Annotated in this window: 17 protein-coding genes; 11 read left to right on the top strand and 6 right to left on the bottom strand. The window is 71.3% G+C overall.

Annotation, left to right across the window (positions count from 1 at the left end; all coding sequences use genetic code 11):
* Positions 1-2362, top strand: a 2362-nt coding sequence (locus tag AC51EU_RS12395; protein WP_496266919.1) for a toxin glutamine deamidase domain-containing protein, incomplete at its 5' end; no start/stop codon positions are given.
* 69 nt (positions 2363-2431) lie between these two features.
* Entirely contained in the window at positions 2432-4612 is a 2181-nt protein-coding gene (locus AC51EU_RS12390) for an SUKH-4 family immunity protein (RefSeq protein WP_496266918.1), read from the top strand.
* Between the two features lie 177 nt (positions 4613-4789).
* On the opposite strand, the gene speB is transcribed toward AC51EU_RS12390, so the two are convergent.
* Positions 4790-5791, bottom strand: coding sequence for an agmatinase (gene speB / locus AC51EU_RS12385; protein WP_496266917.1), 1002 nt, complete (start codon positions 5789-5791; stop codon positions 4790-4792).
* A 204-nt stretch (positions 5792-5995) separates the two neighbouring features.
* Here speB and AC51EU_RS12380 point away from each other — a divergent pair, with 204 nt between their 5' ends.
* On the top strand, positions 5996-6793 hold the full coding sequence (locus tag AC51EU_RS12380; protein WP_496266916.1) for a phosphatase: 798 nt from the start codon (positions 5996-5998) through the stop codon (positions 6791-6793).
* Positions 6794-6847: 54 nt separating this feature from the next.
* Here the strand turns inward: AC51EU_RS12380 and AC51EU_RS12375 are convergent, their stop codons facing one another.
* The 3 genes from AC51EU_RS12375 to AC51EU_RS12365 all read right to left on the bottom strand — a co-directional run bounded on the left by AC51EU_RS12375 (position 6848) and on the right by AC51EU_RS12365 (position 9796).
* Positions 6848-7735, bottom strand: coding sequence for an acyl-CoA thioesterase (locus AC51EU_RS12375; RefSeq protein WP_496266915.1), 888 nt, complete (start codon positions 7733-7735; stop codon positions 6848-6850).
* Between the two features lie 125 nt (positions 7736-7860).
* Complete coding sequence (locus AC51EU_RS12370) at positions 7861-9018, bottom strand: acyl-CoA dehydrogenase family protein (protein WP_496266914.1); 1158 nt, start codon at positions 9016-9018, stop codon at positions 7861-7863.
* 148 nt (positions 9019-9166) lie between these two features.
* Complete coding sequence (locus AC51EU_RS12365; RefSeq protein ID WP_496266913.1) at positions 9167-9796, bottom strand: SACE_7040 family transcriptional regulator; 630 nt, start codon at positions 9794-9796, stop codon at positions 9167-9169.
* 132 nt (positions 9797-9928) lie between these two features.
* Here AC51EU_RS12365 and AC51EU_RS12360 point away from each other — a divergent pair, with 132 nt between their 5' ends.
* From AC51EU_RS12360 to AC51EU_RS12345, 4 genes are read left to right on the top strand one after another with little or no spacing between them, the layout of a single operon-like run.
* On the top strand, positions 9929-11572 hold the full coding sequence (locus tag AC51EU_RS12360) for a carboxyl transferase domain-containing protein (RefSeq protein WP_496266912.1): 1644 nt from the start codon (positions 9929-9931) through the stop codon (positions 11570-11572).
* A 56-nt stretch (positions 11573-11628) separates the two neighbouring features.
* Entirely contained in the window at positions 11629-13623 is a 1995-nt protein-coding gene (locus tag AC51EU_RS12355; protein WP_496266911.1) for an acetyl/propionyl/methylcrotonyl-CoA carboxylase subunit alpha, read from the top strand.
* Positions 13620-14561, top strand: a complete 942-nt coding sequence (locus tag AC51EU_RS12350; RefSeq protein ID WP_496266910.1) for a hydroxymethylglutaryl-CoA lyase — start codon at positions 13620-13622, stop codon at positions 14559-14561. Before AC51EU_RS12355 ends, AC51EU_RS12350 begins: the two co-directional genes overlap by 4 nt.
* A 5-nt stretch (positions 14562-14566) precedes the next feature.
* Positions 14567-15727, top strand: a complete 1161-nt coding sequence (locus AC51EU_RS12345) for an acyl-CoA dehydrogenase family protein (protein ID WP_496266909.1) — start codon at positions 14567-14569, stop codon at positions 15725-15727.
* A 51-nt stretch (positions 15728-15778) separates the two neighbouring features.
* Here AC51EU_RS12345 and AC51EU_RS12340 read toward each other — a convergent pair whose 3' ends face one another.
* Positions 15779-17374 (bottom strand): beta-N-acetylhexosaminidase, encoded by a 1596-nt coding sequence (locus tag AC51EU_RS12340; protein ID WP_496266908.1) that lies wholly within the window; start codon positions 17372-17374, stop codon positions 15779-15781.
* Between AC51EU_RS12340 and AC51EU_RS12335 the strand changes: the two genes are divergently transcribed.
* The 3 genes from AC51EU_RS12335 (at position 17373) to glmS (ending at position 19801) form a co-directional block, all read left to right on the top strand.
* Complete coding sequence (locus AC51EU_RS12335) at positions 17373-17525, top strand: hypothetical protein (RefSeq protein ID WP_496266907.1); 153 nt, start codon at positions 17373-17375, stop codon at positions 17523-17525. The two genes, AC51EU_RS12340 and AC51EU_RS12335, sit on opposite strands and share 2 nt — an antisense overlap.
* A gap of 61 nt (positions 17526-17586) precedes the next feature.
* Positions 17587-17886, top strand: a complete 300-nt coding sequence (locus tag AC51EU_RS12330) for a hypothetical protein (RefSeq protein WP_496266906.1) — start codon at positions 17587-17589, stop codon at positions 17884-17886.
* An 85-nt stretch (positions 17887-17971) separates the two neighbouring features.
* The gene (gene glmS / locus AC51EU_RS12325; protein WP_496266905.1) at positions 17972-19801 is read left to right on the top strand and encodes a glutamine--fructose-6-phosphate transaminase (isomerizing); all 1830 of its coding nucleotides are present in this window, start codon (positions 17972-17974) and stop codon (positions 19799-19801) included.
* A 325-nt stretch (positions 19802-20126) separates the two neighbouring features.
* Here the strand turns inward: glmS and AC51EU_RS12320 are convergent, their stop codons facing one another.
* Positions 20127-20648 carry a universal stress protein gene (locus tag AC51EU_RS12320; RefSeq protein ID WP_496266904.1) on the bottom strand — a complete coding sequence of 174 codons (522 nt, stop codon included), beginning with the start codon at positions 20646-20648 and terminating at the stop codon, positions 20127-20129.
* 869 nt (positions 20649-21517) lie between these two features.
* Between AC51EU_RS12320 and AC51EU_RS12315 the strand changes: the two genes are divergently transcribed.
* A partial coding sequence (locus AC51EU_RS12315) for a helix-turn-helix domain-containing protein (RefSeq protein ID WP_496266903.1) occupies positions 21518-22506 on the top strand: 989 nt, incomplete at its 3' end.

The raw sequence follows: 22506 nt of genomic DNA, 5'->3' as shown, positions 1-22506 counted from the left end.
GCCTCCGGACACGCTCCACCCCACACACCCCGACGCCACGCACCCGGACACCCCTCGGCCAACGCACCCCGACGCACCCCACCCGGACGCCCCTCAGCCAACGCACCCCGACTCCGCGCACCCGGACGCTCCTCGACCAACGCGCCCCGACACCACGCACCCTGAAGCCACACACCCCGACGCTTCTCGGCCGCCCCACCCAGACACCGAAAGCTCCGACAAATCCCGGCCTACTCCTTCCGACGCGCAACCCCCGTTCCCCACCGACGCCCCTCCGCACAACCAGCACGACCAAAACACCAGGCACGACGAACACAGCGAACACGAGCAGCAGCCCGAGCACCACGACCGCGACCAACACAACCAGCGCCCCGACCACACCCCGGACAACTCCCACCCCACCCACACCGACCCTTCCGACACCCACACCGCAGACCCCAAGCCCGCCTCCGAGACCCGCAACCGCGAACGTCCCGGTGGCCTCGACGGCCCCACCGACGAACACCAGCGACACGTCGAGAACGCCATCCCCCGGGACGAGAACGGCAGACCGCAGCGCCACCCCGACCCGGACGACGGCCACTGGGTACGCAGCATCAACGACCCGGGCCCCGACGCACCCGGCCGCAACAACAACTGCGTCGACGCCGCACTCGCCGCAGCCGACACCTACTCGGGCCACCCCACCGCCGCCGCCCACCGCACCCCCGACCACAACCCGGACGGCACCCCCTCCGACCGAGGCGAGACCAACGGCCGCGACCGCATCGAGAACACGCTCGGCGCCCGCTTCCACGACTACGGCGACGGCCGCGACGCCTTCCGCCGCCTGGAGAACGACCTCCGCAACTCCGGCCACGGCTCCCAGGCCGTCATCGTCACCCAGGACCGCCACGGCCGCGCCCACGCCTGGAACGTCGTCAACCACCAAGGCAAGATCACCTACGTAGACCCCCAAACCGGCCAACGCAGCAACACCCCCCTCCACAACGGCACCCACGGCGTCCACGCCATCCCCCTCGACGCCCACCGACGCCCCGTCACCACCGACACCCCGCCCCACCCACAAGACACGGACGGCACACGCCGTCCCCACGCCACTCCTGCCGGCGCGGAACCTTCCACCGATGGTGGTCAGGAAAGCGCCGAAACGGAGCGGGAACGGCACGTTCGGGAGAACACGAAGCCGGACGGCTCCGAGGGCCCGGGTCTGGAGAGCCCCCAGGGGCTGAGCCCTGACTCCTCGCAGCGAGACCTGCGGTCGGACGAGAGGAATCCTGTCTTCCGTACAGACAGCGCGGAAACGCACAACAGCCTCTCCCGGTGGGCCGATCCCGAGCACGCGAGTACGGACGAACACGGACGCAGTCCTCTCGCTCAGGTACTGGACCGAACGGCGAGGGAACATGGCCCCGAGGGGCGTACCACCTTCACGCAGGCGGAGCTGAACAAGATCCTGCGGGACCCGAACTTCAGCGACATGAATCAGGGGCAACGATGTGCCGTGGTCGCGGCACTCGGACGTATGAGTATTTCGTTCCACGAGCAGCACGCGGCCACGGTCGATACGCAGGACGGCGATGGGAACCCTGCCGGGGAGGCGAAGCCGGGTCCGGCCATTCGGGAGCGCGCGCAGTGGCCCGCCGATCACCGCACCGGGCTGATGCCCGACATACGAGGAGCCGGAAAGGGCATCAACCTTGAACAAGTAAACGAAGGAAATGCGAACAAGGGGATCAAAACCCATTACAAGCGCCCGGGCCTCAATGCGCTTTTGGACGCGTCAGGGGACCATCGACCAGATTTCACCGGAAAGAATTATGCCGTCCTCGAAGTGGAACACCCCGACGGGAGGGTGGAATACATCATCGACTCCTCCGTCCCGGCCGGAAAACACGGCTTCTCTCCCGGACACTCGGAAAAAGTACTTCTTGACGAGGTTGACCGGCGGAACGGCGCCAAGAATCCGGACGAGCGGATCAAGGTGAAGGGCCTTTACACCGAGCGAGAACCGTGCGGAAAGGGCGAAGGGCACGCAAACTGCTCGAACAGACTGCGAACACACCCGGCCATGCAGGGCGTCCCCGTCCACTACAGCACGACGTACAGGTCGGATCCGAAAGGCGTCGCCGATCGGCAGGCGATTCGCGACGCCTACGAACCGGACATACAAAAGGTCAAGGACAACCCTGCGCTGACGGAAAAACAGAAGGAAGATCAGATCGACGCGATACGAAAGGAACGTGACGGGAAGACCGAAAAGAAGCGAACCCCGTTGGAAAGAGATGTCGCCGGGGAATTCAAGCAATATATGCAGGGCATCGGCGATACTTGGGTCAAGGTGATTCCTCAGCTGCTCTGAGGGTAGTCTGGGCCGGCGTCCCCGGTATGCACCACGTCCGACAGGAACAGAACAAAGCACGGAGGATTCATGCCGCACGAGGCCACCACCGACGAGATCGTCACCCAGGTGCTCGGCTGGTGGCACGACGAGGCGGCCTGGACCCCAATGGTGGTCGAGGTCACCGGCCCGCGGCGTTCGGGCCGTACCGCGGCGCTGTTGCGCCTGGCTCAGGAGGTCCCGGAGGCGGAACTGCTGGACGCGGAAGGGCTGACGGCCGAGGCGCTCCATGCGGCCGTGTGCGAGATCGGAGAGGTCGACTGGCGTGCCGCGCAGGAGGGTGAGTGGTCCGCCGGCTCGGACCGTGATGACGAACGGAAGCTGATCCTCATCACCAACGCCCAGCGTGCGGGCTTCACCCGCCGCTCCTCCCACCCTCGGCGCATCACCGACTTCAACCTCGACGATCTGGCCTGCACAGGTGAGTTGGGGATCGTTATCGAGACCGGCTCCGAAGGGGCCGAGGCGCAGAGGGCGGCCCTTCCTGATCAGCGCCTCCGCCTCACCACGACCGCGCCTTCGTCGTCCTCGGACACGAGCACGGGCACGGCGTCGGTAGAACTGCGTGCGCTCGCCCTGGCCGAGACCCGTGAAGTGCCCGTTCCCGTCTGGTGCGAGTTGGTGTCGGCCTGCGGCGGCGCGGAGCACACCACGGAAAGCCTCACCGAGTTCGCCGGAACCCATTCGGCTCTGGAGCTGACCGCTTCCGGGCGGGTACGTTTCCGCCACGAGTCGGACGCGGAATACCTACGCACCCGCCTCGTGTCCACTGCGGAGGACGTGGTCTCCCGGGTCAACCGCCGAATTCTGCAATGGCTGATCGAGCAGGTTCCGAGCCTCTCTCATCCTCTCGGGTGGGAAGAGTCAGGGGGCATCGGTTGGTACGCCGCTCACGCCATGCCGATGCACGCCGTGAACGCGGATGAGTTCGATCTCTTCCTCACCCGTGGCGAGATGGCTGCGAACGTGCCCCAGGACGCGCTTCTCGATGCCGCGAGTTGTCTTCCCGACATCGCACCGAACGAGACCGTCGTCGCCGATGCCTTCTACGCACACCTCAGTGGTGTCACGCCGACCGGGCAGGGTGATTGGGCAGCGTGGCTGCATCTGATGGCCACCGCACGAGGGGACGAGGCGCTGGCCCAGGCCATCGGGAACAGCGGTGTGATCCTTCCCTGGCGGGCACGTTGGACGGACTGGCGGCCGCCGGGCGGTTTCCGGGCATGTTTCACGGAGCCGGGCTCGATCGTGAACCTTGGTGTGGTGCATCAGAACGGCGAACCGGTTGTCGTCGGCTTCGGCCAGTACGGCAGGACCCTTCAGATGTGGCGCGCGGAGACCGGTGAACGGCTTTACCCGCAGTTCACCGAGGAATTCCCGCCGCACATCGCCGGGACCTTGTCCTGGTCGGACGGCCGTACGACGCCGCTGACCGCCCAGGCGCTCCGCAAGGTGTCGCTTCCCTCCGCGTTGAACGGTCTGAGCGAGGACTTTCTCGATTGCTCGACGAGGGTGGGTGACCTCGTTTTCCTGGCAGGGCCCGGTGGCGTGGTCGCTGTCGCGGCCCGTGACTCCTCCCTCTCCTCGGGACCGCTCCCCCTCTCCGTTCCCCGTCATCAGGAACTGGTCTGGGGATACCGTCCTGTTCGCGGCGCCAGGCCCGATCGCACAGCACCGCTGACCCGGTCCATGCTGAACGAACTCTACGGGGCCGATTTCCCGCAGACCGTGCCTCCGGAGAGGCTCCCCGAGCAGGTGGAGTCCGCCACCGCACGGCGGGTCCTGTCCGAAATCGGGATCCCGCCGGCCCAGCTCCTCGGGCTGGCCCTCGACCCGGTGGCAGAGCAAGAACTCCGCGAGATTTCCTGGCCCTCCACCGTGCCGAATTCCGCCCCCGAAGAGACGGGTCCGTTCTTCCGTATCGGGCAGTGGTGGGGTGGCACGGTCGTCATCGACGGTCCCAGTGGTCGGATTCTGCGCACTCCGGACGAGGACGAACCGGCGAGTTGGAGCCGGCACGTCGTGGTCGCCTCGGACCTGGAACGCTTTGTGCTGATGGTGCACTTCTTCACCATCGGCGTTCACATGCTCAGCCTGAACCGGAACCGTCTTGAGGGAATCTCGCTGCGCGTCGACATCGAAGGCGGCCTGGAACGGCTGGACCCCATCGGCGCCCGTTCCTCCGCGTGGATGCACGGCCTACGCTCCTGAGCCCCCGGCGCGCCGGTCGCGGCCACGGACAGTTCTCGCGGGAAGCGCGGGCACAGGCGGAGCGGAGGCCCTGCCCCCAGCCATGAGGTGCTAGGGCGAAGCCTGCGTCACGCCGCAGAAGAAAGCGGGGCGTCATCCCATCGGCGACGCCCCGCCTGTCCTCAGGCCGGAACGTGCCTACTTCCCTTCCCGCCCCGCCGCGATCTGCCGTGACATCAACGTCGTCAGTTCGTAGGCCGTGTGGGAGGCGGCGACGGCGGTGATTTCGGCGTGGTCGTAGGCGGGGGCGACCTCGACGAGGTCGGCGGAGACGAGGTGGCAGGTGGCAAGGCCGCGGAGGATTTCGAGGAGTTCGCGGGAGGTCAGGCCGCCGGCCTCGGGGGTGCCGGTGCCGGGGGCGTGGGCCGGGTCGAGGACGTCGATGTCGATGGAGATGTAGAGGGGGCGGTCGCCGATGCGCTGGCGGAGCTGGTCGGCGATCTCGTCGACGCCGCGGCGCATGACGTCGGCCGAGGTGACGATGCCGAAGCCCATCTTCTCGTCGTCGTCGAGGTCCTTCTTGCCGTAGAGGGGGCCGCGGGTGCCGACGTGGGAGAGGGCGGAGGTGTCGAGGATGCCCTCCTCGACGGCGCGGCGGAAGGGGGTGCCGTGGGTGTACTCGGCGCCGAAGTAGGTGTCCCAGGTGTCCAGGTGCGCGTCGAAGTGGAGCAGGGCGACCGGGCCGTGCTTCTTGGCGACGGAGCGGAGGAGGGGGAGGGCGATGGTGTGGTCGCCGCCGAGGGTCATCAGGCGGGCGCCGGTGGCGAGCAGGTCGTCCGCCGCGGCCTCGATCGTCTCGACCGCCTCGTCGATGTGGAACGGGTTGGCGGCGATGTCACCGGCGTCCGCGACCTGGGCGAGGGCGAACGGGGACGCGTCCTGGGCCGGGTTGTACGGGCGCAGCAGCCGGGACGCCTCGCGGATGGCGTTGCCGCCGAAGCGGGCGCCGGGGCGGTAGGAGACGCCGGTGTCGAAGGGGACACCGACGACGGCGACATCGGCCGTGCCGCCGACCTGGTCCAGGCGCGGCAGGCGGGCGAAGGTCGCGGGGCCGGCGTAGCGCGGGACACGGGAGGAGTCGACGGGGCCCACGGGCTCACGGGAGGCGGAGGAGGCGGCTGATGCGGAGGCGGTCGTCATGGGGGTGAGGCTAGGGGGCGGTGGGGTGGTGGGACATGGACATTTGTGTGGTGCGGGGGTGGGGCGGATCGACGTTTCGGCCAGGGGGCCCACCGACTGGCGCGCGAGGGACGGCTTCCGGGCCCAGGACCGGGCGTATCGGCTCGCGCCCGCAGGCCCCCACGTCCGCCCCGCTTCCCTGCCGCCCCCAGGCACAATGGCCGCATGCCGATAGCCTCTGCGGGTGCCGTGCCGACGCCCGGCGAACTTGTCGACCATCTCGTACGGGCCCGGATCGCCGGGAACGTCGCCACGCCTCGGGAGAACAATCTCGCGCACTACCGCAAGCTCGCGGGCGGTGACCGGTACTACTGGTTCGGCCTGGAGCTGGGGAACCGGTGGGCGGACGAGCAGGATGTGCTGGCGGTGATGGCGGAGCGCTGCGGGGTCAGTGATGACCCGGAGCACCGGTCCGGGCAGGACACCATCGACCCGGAGCTGACGGTGGCCGCGCTGGACCGGGCGGCGGTGCCGCTGCGCAAGGCGGCGGCCGGGCGGCAGCGGGTGCTGTTCGCGACCGGGCACCCGGGCGGGCTGCTGGATGTGCACCGGGGGCTGGCCGAGGCGCTGGCGGCGTACGGCTGCGAGATCGTCGTGGTGCCGGCGGGGCTGCGGGCGGACGAGGGGCATGTGGTCCAGTTCGGGCGGGTGACGGTGCTGGAGCGTGGGGCGACGCTGTGGCACACCCACTCCCCCGCGCCGATGGAGGCGGTACTGGACGGGCTGCTGGAGACGGGCCGGCCGCTGCCGGACCTGGTGGTGGCCGACCACGGCTGGGCCGGCTGCGCGGGCCGCCGCGGGATCGACGTGGTGGGCTTCGCGGACTGCAACGACCCGGCCCTCTTCCTCGCCGAGGCCGAGGACACGCTGCGGGTCACCATCCCGCTGGACGACAACGTCCCCGATCCGCGTCACTACGACCCGATGACGGCGTATCTGCTGCGCGCCGCCGGGCTGGGGTGACCGCCGCCGCGACGCAGCCACCGCCACACCTGACGCCCCGTACGCTCCGTCCCCTCATTCCCGGGGAACCCGCACCACCCCCTCCTGGATCACCGTCACCGCCAGTTGTCCGTCCGCCGTGAAGATGCGTCCCTTGCCCAGGCCGCGGCCGCCGTGGCTGGTGGGGGATTCCTGGTCGTAGAGGAGCCAGTCGTCGGCGCGGAGGGGGCGGTGGAACCACATGGCGTGGTCGAGGCTGGCGCCGACGACATCGCCGACCGTCCAGCCGCCGCGGCCGTGGGCGAGCAGGACCGAGTCGAGCAGGGTCATGTCGGAGACGTAGGTGACCAGGCAGATGTCCAGGAGGGGGCGTTCGAGGGACGTGCCGTCCAGGGAGCCGTTGGTCCGGAACCACACCTGGGAGCGGGGTTCGCGGGGGGTGCCGACGGTCGCGTACGGCGGGTCGTCGGCGTAGCGCAGGTCGATGGCGGCGCGGGCCTCCAGCAGCCGGTCGGCGACGGACGGTTCGACGAAGCGGTCCTTGAACGGCGGTACCGACTCGGCGCCGGTGGGCAGGGTGAGCGGGTCGGGCGCGGGCGGCATCGGCTCCTGGTGGTCCAGCCCCTCCTCGTGGACCTGGAAGGAGGCGGCGAGGTGGAAGACGGGCTGGCCGTGCTGGACGGCGACGACCCGGCGGGTGGTGAAGGAGCGGCCGTCGCGGATGCGGTCGACGGTGTAGACGATCGGGGCGCCGGGGTCGCCGGGGCGCAGGAAGTAGGCGTGGAGGGAGTGCGGGGGCCGGTCGGCGGGTACGGTGCGGCCGGCCGCGACCAGGGCCTGGGCGGCGACCTGCCCGCCGAAGACCCGGGGGACGACGGAGGGCCGGGAGCGGCCGCGGAAGATGTCCTCCTCGATCCGTTCGAGGTCGAGGAGGGCGAGCAGGGAGGCCAGGGCGTCGTTCATGGTGCAGTCCCCCGTCGGTGCGGTGTGGTCGCGGTGATGCCCTCCGGTGGCGGAGGTGTTTCCGCCGGTGGCGGCCCGGCGGGGGTAGCGGCGCCGGCGGTGGCCGGCCGGCGCCGTGAACGGCCCTACAGCCCCATGGACTTGGCGATGATGGAGCGCATGACCTCGCTGGTGCCGCCGTAGATCCGGCTGACGCGGGTGTCGGCGTAGAGCCGGGAGATCGGGTACTCCTGCATGTAGCCGTAACCGCCGTGCAGCTGGAGGCACTTGTCGATGACGACGGCGGCGCGTTCGGTGGTGAAGAGTTTGGCGGAGGCGGCGTCGGCCGCGGTGAGTTCCCCGGCGTCGTGGGCGTCGAGGGCGCGGTCGACGACGGCCTGCATGGCGTCGACCTCGCTGCGGCAGTCGGCGAGGACGAACTTGGTGTTCTGGAAGGAGGCGACGGTCGTGCCGAAGACCTCGCGTTCCTGGACGTACCGGAGGGCGAAGCGGAGGGCGGCGGCGGCCTGGGCGTAGGCGCTGACGGCGATGCCGAGACGCTCCTGGGGGAGGTTCCGGCCGAGGTAGGAGAACGCCTTGCCCTCCTCGCCGAGGCGGTCGGTGACGGGCACCTTGACGTCGGTGAAGGAGAGTTCGGCGGTGTCGGAGGTCTTGAGGCCGAGCTTGTCGAGCTTGCGGCCGACGGCGTAGCCCTCGGAGGCGGTGTCGACGAAGAGGAGGGTGATGCCACCGCGGCGGTCCTCGGGCGTGGGCGGGGCGGTGCGGGCGCAGACGATGACGCGGTCGGCGAGGACGCCTCCGGTGATGAAGGTCTTGGCACCGTTGAGGACGTAGTGGGTGCCGTCGTCGGAGAGCCTGGCGGTGGTCCGCATGCCGGCGAGGTCGGAGCCGGTGCCGGGTTCGGTCATGGCGATGGCGGTCATCATCTCGCCGGTGACGAAGGGGGGCAGCCAGCGGCGCTTCTGTTCCTCGTTCGCGTAGGCGAGGAGGTAGGGCAGGCAGAGGGCGGTGTGGACGCTGGAGCCGCCGAAGCTGACGCCGGCGCGGGCGCACTCCTCGGTGATGACGGCGTGGAACTTGAAGCTGGTCTCGCCGGCGCCGCCGTACTCCTCGGGGACCTCGATGCCGAAGACGCCCAGGTCGCCGAGTTTGCGGTAGAAGTCGCGGGGGGCCTGGCCGGCCTCGATCCACTGGTCGTGGACGGGGACGACCTCGGCCTCTATGAAGGCGCGGACGGTTTCGCGGAACGCCTCGTGGTCCTCGTTGAACACCGTACGGCGCACGGGTGCCTCCTCCGGGTCGCTTCCTAAGCGCTTGCTCAGTCCTGCGCGAAAGCTACCGGCCGGTCCGCGGGCTGTCCAGACGCGGACGCCCCTGGTCCGGGGCGCCCGCGCGCCACCGGGAGGCGCCCGCGCACCCGTGTGCCACCGGTCAGTCCGCGGACGCGCCGGAGGCGCCGGTGCCGTCCGGGCCCACCGCGCCGAACGCGCCCAGAGCGAGGCGGTGCAGCAGCCGCGCGGTCTCGGTGCGGCCCGGGAGGGCGCCGGGGCGGCCGAGGTGGGGGGTGGAGTTGAGCAGGCCGAAGACGGCGTGCACGGCGGCGCGGGCCTCGGCCTCGGTGGCGGCCGGGCGCACCCGGCGGACGACGTCCACCCACAGCTCGACGTACTCGCGCTGGAGGCGGCGGACCCGCTTGCGGTCGGCGTCCTTGAGGCGGTCCAGCTCCCGGTCGTGGACGGTGATCAGCGGGCGGTCGTCCAGCGCGAAGTCGATGTGCCCGGCGATCAGGGCGTCCAGTACCGCGGCGGGCGACTCCCCGCCCTCGGTGACCCGCATCCGGCCGCCGTCGAGCAGCCGCTCGCTGATGCCCACCAGCAGTTCGGCGAGCATCGCGTCCTTGCCGGCGAAGTGGCGGTAGAGGCCGGGGCCGGAGATGCCGACGGCGGCCCCTATCTCGTCGACGCCGACACCGTGGAAACCGCGCTCGGCGAAGAGGCGCGCGGCCTCCTTGAGGATCTGCTCGCGGCGGCTGGTCGGCGCGGGGGCCTGGGCTGTGCTCATGAGGGCAATTGTAGACAGCCGGGTTAGTGCTCGTTAACCTGAAGGGGGCCGACGTTAACGGCCATTAACCCGGATGCCCTCGCCCGGCGGACCGCGGCAGGGCCCGGCGACCGAGCAAGGGGGCTCGTACTGATGGAGCAGGCACCGGTGCCGGTGAGCGAGGGGGGTGCCCCGGCGCCCTCACGCACGGCGGACGCCCCGGCGTCCGACCGGTCGGCCGACGCGGCCGCGCACCGCGAGCTGGCGGCACGGCTGCGGGAGAAGCTCGCCGCGGCGCGGCTGGGTGGCGGCGAGAAGGCCAGGGCGCGGCACACCGCCCGCGGCAAGCTGCTGCCCCGCGACCGGGTGGACACCCTCCTCGACCCGGGATCGCCCTTCCTGGAGATCGCCCCGCTGGCGGCGGACGGGATGTACGGGGGTGCCGCGCCGGCCGCCGGGGTGATCGCCGGGATCGGCCGGGTGTCGGGCCGCGAGGTGGTGGTGATCGCCAACGACGCGACGGTCAAGGGCGGTACGTACTACCCGATGACGGTCAAGAAGCATCTGCGGGCGCAGGAGATCGCCCTGGAGAACCGTCTGCCGTGCCTGTACCTCGTCGACTCCGGCGGCGCGTTCCTGCCGATGCAGGACGAGGTCTTCCCCGACCGCGAGCACTTCGGGCGGATCTTCTACAACCAGGCGCGGATGTCCGGCGCGGGCATCCCGCAGATCGCCGCGGTCCTCGGTTCGTGCACGGCGGGCGGGGCGTACGTCCCGGCGATGAGCGACGAGGCCGTGATCGTACGGAACCAGGGCACGATCTTCCTGGGCGGCCCGCCGCTGGTGAAGGCCGCCACGGGCGAGGTCGTCACGGCCGAGGAGCTGGGCGGCGGCGAGGTCCACTCCCGTACGTCCGGTGTCACCGACCACCTCGCCGAGGACGACGCGCACGCCCTGCGCATCGTGCGCACCATCGTCTCCACGCTCGGCGACCGCGGACCGCTCCCCTGGTCGGTGCGGCCCGTCGAGGAGCCGAAGGCCGATCCGGCGGGGCTGTACGACGTGGTGCCCGTCGACTCCCGTACGCCCTACGACGTCCGCGAGGTGATCTCCCGGATCGTCGACGGGTCGCACTTCGCCGAGTTCAAGGCGGAGTACGGGACGACGCTGGTCACCGGCTTCGCCCATCTGCACGGCCACCCGGTCGGGATCGTCGCCAACAACGGCATCCTGTTCTCCGAGTCCGCGCAGAAGGGCGCCCACTTCATCGAGCTGTGCGACCAGCGCGGCATCCCGCTGGTCTTCCTCCAGAACATCTCCGGCTTCATGGTCGGCCGCGACTACGAGGCCGGCGGGATCGCCAAGCACGGCGCGAAGATGGTGACGGCGGTCGCCTGCACCCGCGTGCCCAAGCTCACCGTCGTCATCGGCGGGTCCTACGGGGCGGGCAACTACTCGATGTGCGGCCGGGCGTACTCGCCCCGCTTCCTGTGGATGTGGCCGAACGCCAAGATCTCGGTGATGGGCGGCGAGCAGGCCGCTTCCGTGCTGGCCACCGTCAAGCGCGACCAGTTGGAGGCGCGCGGCGAGGCGTGGCCGGCCGAGGAGGAGGACGCCTTCAAGGCGCCGATCCGGGAGCAGTACGAGACGCAGGGCAACGCCTACTACGCCACCGCCCGGCTGTGGGACGACGGGATCATCGACCCGCTGGAGACCCGCCAGGTGCTGGGCCTGGCCCTGACGGCCTGCGCCAACGCCCCGCTGGACGAGCCCCGCTTCGGCGTCTTCCGGATGTGAGCGCGATGCGGAGCAACCACCCGGGCGCAGCGCCCGTGACAGGGACCTCGGAAGGGATGCCCACCACCATGTTCGACACCGTCCTGGTCGCCAACCGCGGGGAGATCGCGGTCCGCGTCATCCGCACGCTGCGGGCGCTGGGCATCCGCTCGGTGGCCGTGTACAGCGACGCGGACGCCGGGGCCCGGCACGTCCGCGAGGCCGACACCGCCGTGCGGATCGGGCCGGCGGACGCCGCCGGGAGCTATCTGTCCGCCGAGCGGCTGCTGGAGGCGGCGGCCAGGACCGGCGCGCAGGCCGTGCACCCCGGTTACGGGTTCCTCGCCGAGAACGCGGCGTTCGCCCGTGCCTGCGCGGACGCCGGGCCGGTCTTCATCGGCCCGCCGCCCGAGGCCATCGAGCTGATGGGCGACAAGATCCGCGCCAAGGAGACGGTCCGGGCCGCCGGGGTGCCGGTCGTGCCCGGTTCGTCCGGCAGCGGGCTGAGCGACGGCGAACTCGCCGCGGCGGCCCGCGAGATCGGCATGCCGGTCCTGCTCAAGCCGTCGGCGGGCGGCGGCGGCAAGGGCATGCGGCTGGTGCGGGACGAAGCGCGTCTCGCCGAGGAGATCGCCGCCGCCCGGCGGGAGGCCCGCGGTTCCTTCGGGGACGACACCCTTCTCGTCGAGCGCTGGATCGACCGGCCCCGGCACATCGAGATCCAGGTCATGGCCGACGCCCACGGCAATGTCGTCCATCTCGGGGAGCGCGAGTGCTCCCTCCAGCGCCGCCACCAGAAGGTGATCGAGGAGGCGCCGTCGGTCCTGCTGGACGAGGCGACGCGGGCCGCGATGGGTGAGGCCGCCGTGCAGGCCGCGCGGGCCTGCGGCTACCGCGGCGCGGGCACGGTGGAGTTCATCGTGCCGGGCAAGGACCCCTCGGCGTACTGCTTCATGGAGATGAACACCCGTCTCCAGGTGGAGCATCCGGTCACCGAGCTGGTCACCGGGCTGGACCTGGTCGAGTGGCAGCTGCGCACCGCGGCGGGCGAGCGGCTGCCGTACGCGCAGCAGGACATCGTCCTGACCGGTCACGCCGTCGAGGCGCGGATCTGTGCCGAGGACCCGGCCCGCGACTTCCTGCCGACCGGCGGGACGGTGCGGCTGCTGCGCGAGCCGGCCGGCGGCGGGGTGCGCACCGACTCCGGGCTGACACAGGGCACGGAGGTCGGCAGCCGGTACGACCCGATGCTGTCCAAGGTCATCGCGTACGGGCCGGACCGGGCGGCGGCGCTGCGGAGGCTGCGTGCCGCCCTCGCGGAAACGGTCACCCTCGGGGTGCCGACCAATGCCGGGTTCCTGCGCCGGCTGCTGGCCCACCCCGATGTGGTGGCGGGCGAGCTGGACACCGGTCTGGTGGAGCGGGAGACGGCCGGGCTGCTGGAGACGGAGGTGCCGCGGGAGGTGTACGCGGCGGCCGCCGCCGTCCGGCTGGCCGCGCTGTCGCCGGAGCCGGACGGCGGGGCGTGGCAGGACCCGTTCGCCGCGCCCACCGGTTTCCGGCTCGGCGGCGACCCGGCGCCCGTCCGCCTCTGGCTGCGCGTCCCCGGCCACGACCCGGTCCGCCACGACGTCACGCCGGGCGAGCAGGCCGCCGAGGTGGAGGCGGACCGGGTCCGGGTGAGCGTCGGCGGGGTGCTGCACACCTTCGCGCGCTCCGGCGACTGGCTGGGCCGGGACGGCGACGCCTGGCAGGTGACGGATCACGACCCGGTGGAGGAGACCCTGCGGCAGGCGGCCGGGGCGCACGGCGCGGACGCGCTGACCGCCCCGATGCCCGGCACCGTCACCGTGGTCAAGGTCGCGGTGGGCGACGCGGTGGCCGCGGGCCAGGGCCTGGTGGTGGTCGAGGCGATGAAGATGGAGCACGTGATCGCGGCGCCGCACGCCGGGACGGTCGCCGCGCTGGACGTCACCGTCGGCGCGACCGTGGCCATGGACCAGGTCCTGGCCGTCGTCGACCCGTACGAGGAGCGGCCCGCTGCCGCGGGCGGTCAGGAGGACGTGTCATGAGCGTGACCGGACTGCCGATGGAGTTCGCGGCGGAGGGCCTGCCCGCCCGCGTCCGCATCCATGAGGTCGGCCCCCGCGACGGCCTCCAGAACGAGAAGGGCGTCGTCCCCACCGGGGCCAAGGCGGAGTTCGTGCACCGGCTCGCCGCCGCCGGCCTGCCGGTGGTGGAGGCCACCAGCTTCGTCCACCCCAAGTGGGTGCCCCAACTCGCCGACGCCGAGGACCTGTTCCCGCTGCTCGGCGACCTCGACACGGAGCGGCTGCCGGTCCTCGTGCCGAACGAGCGCGGCCTCGACCGGGCGCTGGCGCTAGGAGCCCGCCGGATCGCGGTGTTCGGCAGCGCCACCGAGTCCTTCGCCCGCGCCAACCTCAACCGCACGGTGGACGAGGCGCTGGCGATGTTCGCGCCCGTCGTCGCGCGGGCCAAGGACGCCTCGGTGCACGTCCGCGGCTATCTGTCGATGTGCTTCGGCGACCCCTGGGAGGGCCCGGTGCCCCTCGGGCAGGTCGTCCGGGTCTGCCGCGCCCTGCTGGAGATGGGCTGCGACGAACTGAGCCTGGGCGACACCATCGGCGTCGCCACGCCCGGCCATGTCCGGGCCCTGCTGACCGCGCTCGGCGAGGACGGCGTCCCCGTCTCCCGGCTGGGCGTGCACTTCCACGACACCTACGGGCAGGCCCTGTCCAACACCCTGGCCGCGCTCCAGCACGGCGTCACCACCGTCGACGCCTCGGCGGGCGGCCTCGGCGGCTGCCCGTACGCCAAGAGCGCGACCGGCAACCTCGCCACCGAGGACCTGGTCTGGATGCTGCACGGCCTCGGCATCGAGACCGGCGTCGACCTGGACGCGCTCGCCACCACCAGCCACTGGATGGCCGGAGTACTGGGCCGCCCCAGCCCCTCCCGTACGCTCCGCGCCCTTTCCCCCAAGGAGTGAGCTCCATGTCCCTGGACCACCGTCTCCCCTCCGAGCTGGAGGACCTGAGGCGCACCGTCGAGGCGTTCGCCCATGACGTCGTGGCCCCCGCGATCGGCGAGTACTACGAGCAGCACGCCTTCCCGTACCCCATAGTCCGCGAGATGGGGAAGATGGGCCTGTTCGGGCTGCCGTTCCCCGAGGAGTACGGCGGCATGGGCGGCGACTATCTCGCCCTCGGCATCGCCCTGGAGGAGCTGGCCCGCGTCGACTCCTCGGTGGCGATCACCCTGGAGGCGGGCGTCTCCCTCGGCGCGATGCCGCTGTACCGGTTCGGCACCGAGGAGCAGAAGCGCACCTGGCTGCCGAAGCTGTGCGGCGGCGAGATGCTCGGCGCGTTCGGCCTGACCGAGCCGGAGTGCGGCTCGGACGCCGGCGGCACCCGCACCACCGCGGTCCGCGACGGCGACCACTGGGTGATCAACGGCAGCAAGTGCTTCATCACCAACTCCGGTACGGACATCACGGGTCTGGTCACCGTCACCGCCGTCACCGGGCACAAGGACGACGGCCGCCCGGAGATCTCCACGATCATCGTGCCGTCCGGCACCCCCGGCTTCACCGTCGCCGCCCCCTACTCCAAGGTCGGCTGGAACGCCTCCGACACCCGCGAACTGTCCTTCGCGAACGTCCGGGTCCCGCTGGGCAACCTCCTCGGCGAGGAGGGCCGCGGCTACGCCCAGTTCCTGCGCATCCTGGACGAGGGGCGGGTCGCCATCGCGGCGCTGGCCACCGGGCTGGCGCAGGGCTGTGTCGACGAGTCGCTGGCGTACGCCCGTACCCGGCGCGCCTTCGGGCGGCCGATCGGCGACAACCAGGCGATCCAGTTCAAGCTCGCCGACATGGAGATGCGGGCCCACACCTCCCGGCTCGCCTGGCGCGACGCGGCCTCCCGGCTGGTGCACGGCGAGCGGTTCAAGAAGGAGGCGGCGCTCGCCAAGCTGTACTCGTCGGAGATCGCCGTGACCAACGCCCGCGAGGCGACGCAGATCCACGGCGGGTACGGCTTCATGAACGAGTACCCGGTCGCGCGGATGTGGCGCGACTCCAAGATCCTGGAGATCGGCGAGGGCACCAGCGAGGTGCAGCGGATGCTGATCGCCCGCGAGTTGGGGCTCACGGGCTGACGACGCGCGGACGGGGCGGCGCCACGCACGCCGCCCCGTCCGCGCCCCACGTCACCGGGCCGGCCAGGGCACCTCCGGGGAGCGGTGGTAGGCGATGCCGCGCGCCTCCCAGCGTTCCGCCTGCGCCGCGAGCCGGACACGGTAGCGGTCCCAGTCGTGCGCGGACGCCGGTGACCAGCCCAGCTCCGCGATCCCGGGCAGGCGCGGATAGGCCATCACGTCGAGATGCGCGTCGGAGGACAGCGTCTCCGTCCACAGCGCGGTCTCCACGCCCATCACGGCGTTCCCCGGCACGCCCGGCAGATATGTCGCCGGGTCCCAGTCGTAGGCGCGCTTCGCCTCGACATAGCCCGCCCAGTGCTTCCCGAGCGGGGTGTCCTTGTCGTACTTCATGTCGAGGTAGGAGCGGTCGGCCGGGGAGATGATCAGCCGGGTGCCGTGCCGCGCCGCGTCCACCACCCGCTCACGCTCGTCGGCCTTCGTCCCGTCGTAGCCCCAGTACTGGGCGATGGCGCCCTTGACCGGGTGGGCGGCGGTGACCTGGTGCCAGGCGACGACCGTCTTGCCGTACTTGCGGGCCAGCGGCTGCACCTTGTCCATGAACGTCACGAAGTCGTCGTGGCTGGTGGAGTACGCCTCGTCGCCGCCGATGTGCAGATACGGGCCGGGGGTCAGCGCCGCGATCTCCTTCAGCACCTGGTCGGCGAAGCGGTAGGTGACGGCCTTGGGCACGCACAGCGAACTGAAGCCGACGTCGGTGCCGGTGTAGAGGGGCGGCGCCTTGCCGTCGCAGTTCAGCTCGGGGTAGGAGGCCAGGGCCGCGTTGGTGTGGCTCGGCATGTCGATCTCCGGGACCACCGTCAGATACCGCTCGGCGGCGTAGCGGACGATCTCGCGGTACTCGGCCTTGGTGTAGTAGCCGCCGCGGCCGCCGCCCACCTGGGTACTGCCCCCGTAGGTCGCCAGCTTCGGCCAGGAGTCGACGGCGATCCGCCAGCCCTGGTCGTCGGTGAGATGCAGGTGCAGGGTGTTGAACTTGTAGTACGCGATCTGGTCGATGTAGCGCTTGACCTGGGCGACGGTGAAGAAGTGCCGGCCCACGTCGAGCATGGCGCCCCGGTAGCCGAAGCGCGGGGTGTCGGTGACGGTGCCCCCGGCGATCCTCCAGGGGCCGGGCTGCCGGGTGTGCCGTTCGATCCGCGGGGGCAGCAGTTGGCGCAGTGTCTGCACGCCGTGGAAGAGGCCGGCGGGACGCGCGGCGCTCACGGTGACCGACTTCTGTGTGGAGCGCAGCCGGTAGCCCTCGGCCCCCAGCCCCTTGGCGTCCTTGCCGCCGAGCCGCAGCACGATGCCGTCCCGGCCGTCCCGGCCGGTGACGGGCAGCCGGAAGCCGGTGGCCGGGCGCAGCAGTCCGGCGAGGTAGCCGGCGACGCGCCGGGCCTCGCCGGAGGCGCCGGGGACCCGGATGGAGGTGCCGGGGCCGAGTGTGTAGGCGGTGGTGGCCGGGCGGACGGAGGCGGGGGCGGGGATCACGCCGCCGAGCGGGACGGTGGCCGGTGCGGGCGCGGTGCGGGCGGGCGCGGCGGCGGTGACCCCTCCCACGGCCGCGACCAGCATCAGGGAACAGAGGAGCCTGCGTCGTCTCATGGACGATCCCTTCGGCGAACATCGGGACGCCGTGACCGGCACACCGGGCGGCGTGCCGGGGATGGCGTTGAGCGACCGAACGGTGACCATGCGTACCGCGCACCCCGTTCCCGGTCAAGGCACACACCACCATCAGGCCGTCATTCTGTGATCCTGCCCGATATCGGGCAGATTTCTTGCGAAAGACTCGGGGTGCCCCGCAGTATCAACGGGTGCTCGATCACCCCCTGCGCGGCGCGGACCCCCGTCCGGCGCCGCACGACGACCTCGTGGACCACCTGGTGCGCAGCACACCGCTGCACCGCGGTGAGGCCGCCCGGGTGGTGCTCGACGTGCTCGCGTACTTCGACGAGACGACCGAGACGTTCGTCCGCAGACGCCACCGCGAGCTCCAGTCGCAGGGACTGCGCAACGCCGAGATCTTCGAGCGGATCCGTCATGAGCTGCCGCACCGCGCCGTGACCCCGCCGGACCTCTCCGTCCGCCAGCTGCGCCGTCTGGTCTACGGCTGACGGGCCGGGCGCCCAGGGCACCGGCGGGGCCGTCCCCGCCCCAGCACTTCGTACTGTTCATCGGCATGTTCCGGGAGGAACCTGTATGTGCGGGATTGTCGGCTACATCGGCCACCGCGACGCCGCTCCGCTGCTCCTCGAAGGACTCCAGCGGCTGGAGTACCGCGGCTACGACTCGGCGGGCATCGCCCTCCACACCAAGGGCGGCGGACGCACCCCCGCCGGCCTGCGGACGGCCAAGGCCAAGGGCCGGGTGAGGGAGCTGGAGGCCCGGCTGCCCAAGCGGTTCTCCGGCACCACCGGTGTGGCGCACACCCGCTGGGCCACCCACGGCGCCCCCACCGACGAGAACGCGCACCCGCACCAGGACACCGACGGCAAGGTCGCCGTCGTCCACAACGGCATCATCGACAACGCCGCCGAGCTGCGCGCCCGGCTGACCGCCGAGGGCGTCGACCTCGCCTCCGACACCGACACCGAGGTCCTGGCGCACCTCATCGGCCGCTCCCCTGCCGAGACGCTGGAGGAGAAGGTCCGCGAGGCGCTGCGCCACATCGACGGCACCTACGGCATCGCCGTCCTCCACGCCGACTTCACCGACCGCATCGTCGTCGCCCGCAACGGTTCCCCGGTGGTCCTGGGCATCGGCGAGCACGAGATGTTCGTCTCCTCCGACGTCGCCGCCCTGGTCTCGCACACCCGCCAGGTCGTCACCCTGGAGGACGGCGAGATGGCCACCCTCAAGGCCGACGACTACCGCACCTACACCACCGAGGGCTCGCGCACCTCGGCCGCGCCGACCACCGTGGAGTGGGAGGCCGAGTCGTACGACATGGGCGGCCACGACACCTATATGCACAAGGAGATCGCCGAGCAGGCCGACGCGGTCGACCGGGTGCTGCGCGGCCGGATCGACGACCGCTTCGCCACCGTCCGCCTGGGCGGCCTCAACCTCGACGCCCGTGAAGCGCGGGCGGTGCGCCGGGTCAAGATCCTCGGCTGCGGTTCCGCGTACCACACAGGGCTGATCGGCGCCCAGCTGATCGAGGAGCTGGCCCGTATCCCCGCGGACGCCGAGCCGGCCTCCGAGTTCCGCTACCGCAACGCGGTGGTCGACCCCGACACCCTCTACATCGCGGTCTCCCAGTCCGGCGAGACCTACGACACGCTGGCCGCCGTCCAGGAGCTCAAGCGCAAGGGCGCGCGGGTGCTGGGCGTCGTCAATGTCGTGGGCAGCGCCATCGCCCGGGAGACGGACGGCGGGGTGTACGTCCACGCCGGGCCCGAGGTGTGCGTCGTCTCGACGAAGTGCTTCACCAACACCGCGGTGGCGTTCGCGCTGCTCGCCCTGCACCTGGGCCGCATCCGCGACCTGTCCGTCGCGGACGGCAAGCGGATCATCGCCGGTCTGCGCAAGCTCCCCGGCCAGATCGCCGAGGTGCTCGCCGACGAGCCGCTGATCGAGAAGCTGGCGGCGGACTACGCGGACGCCCGGAGCATGATGTTCGTCGGCCGGGTGCGCGGCTACCCGGTGGCCCTGGAGGCGTCCCTCAAGCTCAAGGAGGTCTCGTACATCCACGCCGAGGCGTACCCGGCGTCGGAGCTCAAGCACGGGCCGCTGGCGCTGATCGAGCCGGACGTGCCGTCGGTGGCGGTCGTGCCGGACGACGACCTGCTGGAGAAGAACCGCGCGACGCTGGAGGAGATCAAGGCCCGCAGCGGCCGCATCCTGGCCGTCGCGCACCAGGAGCAGGAGAAGGCCGACCACACCATCGTCGTGCCGAAGAACGAGGACGAGCTGGACCCGATCCTGATGGGCATCCCGCTGCAACTCCTCGCGTACCACACGGCGTTGTCCCTGGGCCGGGACATCGACAAGCCGCGCAACCTGGCGAAGTCCGTCACCGTGGAGTGAGGCGGCAACGGGCCGGCGGGGGCTTCGCACGCGCCACCGTACGTGCGAAGCCGCCGCCTCCCCTGTGCCGGCGTCGCCCATCACGCCGGCGGATGCCGCCGTGCCGGGAACCGTCACCTCCCGGACCGCGGCACGTACCGCGGGGCCCCGCCCGCCCGGTCCGTCCCGGACGTCGCGGCCACCCGGCCGGTACCTACCCCTCACAACGGAACAATCCACGTCCGTACGGCAGCGGACCGGTCAACTCCCCGCAATCCCCATGACGCCCCCTCACCTGTGGACGGAACGAGGAGAACCGATCACCCGGAGGCGGGGCGCCGTGCGTTCAGGGGACGACGATGACGGGACGCTGGGCGCGGCGGGCCAGCCGTCCGGCGACCGAGCCGAAGATCCGGCCGACGAGGCCGTGCGTGGAGCCCACCACGATGCCGTCGGCCTCGTACTCCCGGCCGACCTCCTCCAGCTCGTGGCAGATGTCGCCGCCCCGCTCGACGAGGATCCAGGGCACGTCGGAGAGGTGGTCTGCGCAGGCCAGCTCCAGGCCGAGGACCTCCGTGCGGTGGTCGGGGACGTCCACGAAGACCGGCGGTTCGCAGCCCGCCCAGACGGTCGTCGGCAGCCGGTTGGCCACATGGACGATGATCAGGCCCGAGCTGAGGCGCCGGGCCATACCGATTGCATACGCCAACGCGCGTTCGCTCGACGTCGAGCCGTCGAAGCCGACGACGACGCCGTGCCGGAACGCCGGGTCGCAGGAGTGACGCGTCTCTTCCGCCGCCTGGAGGTCCGCCGTCGGGTCGGCGACCTGCTTGCGGTCCGCGGGTTCGGGAAATTCGTGACCGGCCATGATGTCTCGGCGAGGACGTCCTCTTGCGGAGGGGCGAACGGGGAACGGCGTATGACTTGATCCGGCAGGTCGCCGGGCGGGCTCGAACGAGGAGCGGGGGCCTTAGTTCAATCGGGAACAATACGACTGGGAATCATCTTTCCAAGGCTTTACCCCAAGAGTACGGCGCCACTCCTCCGCCGCCCGGGACCACCGCGAAGGAACACCGCCGCACCGGGCCGGGCGGCCCGTCCAACGTCTCCCGGAGCATGCCGGAGCCAAGCGCGGATGGCAATGCCCCGAACGGCCCTGTACGTGCCCCTCACTCCAAGTCGCGCTCGCCCGCGCCGGGGCGGCGCCCGGCGGCCGGGGGCGCCGCCCCGCGCTCCCCCGCGCCCGCCGCACCACTCCGCCCTCCGTAAGGGTCATCCCCCGTACACACGTCGCATCCCCGGCGTGCCCCCGGGACAGAAGGGGACACACCAGCCCAGCGGCGCCCGGCGAAGGGCCGCATCGGGACAGCGGTACGGCCCGCTTCCGACGGACGGACAACCCCCCGGCCGACTGTTTTCGGCCAACTTGCGGACCGAATCCCGCGCTTGGCCCGACCACCCCCCAACCCCGGTGTGAGCAGGGAGGAAAGGACCGATCGGCATGGTTGCGGCCTACCGCCGAGGGGCAGAGCCGTGAGGCGTACTTCCCATCAGGACCGAACGAGTGGAACGCTTCGTGATCGAATGCTTTACGCCAAGTTGCCATATCGACATACCAGCGGGTGGTGAACTTGGCAGGCCATCCTCACGGGACACAGTAGATTCGATCTTGGTAGTTACGGCGGGGGAACTGTGCAGTACCGAGAGGGCGAGACGACCGAGGGGGGCTTAAGCGCCATGAGCCAGGACTCCGCTGCCGTACCAGATCCCGCACGCAAGCTCGCCGCCCGACGACGCCGCGAAATAGTCGCGGTGCTTCTTTTCAGTGGCGGCCCCATTTTCGAGAGCTCCATACCGCTCTCGGTCTTCGGCATCGACCGCCAGGACGCGGGGGTCCCGCGGTACCGGCTGCTTGTGTGCGCCGGCGAAGACGCGCCTTTGCGCACGACCGGGGGGCTGGAACTGTCCGCCCCCTACGGGCTGGAGGCGATCTCCCGTGCCGGGACGGTCGTCGTACCGGCCTGGCGTTCCATCACCCAGGCACCACCGCCCGCCGCGCTCGACGCGCTGCGCCGGGCACACGAGGAGGGGGCCAGGATCGTCGGGCTGTGCACGGGGGCGTTCGTCCTCGCCGCGGCCGGACTGCTCGACGGCCGCCCGGCCACGACCCATTGGATGTACGCGCCGACGCTCGCCAAGCGTTATCCGTCGGTCCATGTCGATCCGCGCGAGCTGTTCGTCGACGACGGCGACGTGCTCACCTCCGCGGGCACGGCGGCGGGCATCGACCTGTGCCTGCACATCGTCCGCACCGACCACGGCGCCGACGCGGCGAACGCGCTGGCCCGCCGTCTGGTCGTACCGCCCCGCCGCACCGCGGCCGATCTGGGGCACCAGCGCTACCTCGACAGGTCTTTACCTGAGGAGATCGGCGCCGACCCGCTGGCCGAGGTCGTCGCCTGGGCGCTGGAGCACCTCCACGAGCAGTTCGACGTGGAGACGCTGGCGGCCCGTGCCTATATGAGCCGCCGCACCTTCGACCGCCGGTTCCGTTCCCTCACCGGGAGCGCGCCGCTCCAGTGGCTGATCACCCAGCGGGTGCTCCAGGCACAGCGGCTGCTGGAGACCTCCGACTACTCGGTCGACGAGGTCGCCGGACGCTGCGGCTTCCGCTCGCCGGTCGCCCTGCGCGGCCACTTCCGCCGGCAGCTCGGCGCCTCCCCCGC

It is taken from the genome of Candidatus Streptomyces philanthi (assembly GCF_059553635.1).
This window is presented reverse-complemented; position numbering and strand designations above follow the sequence as displayed.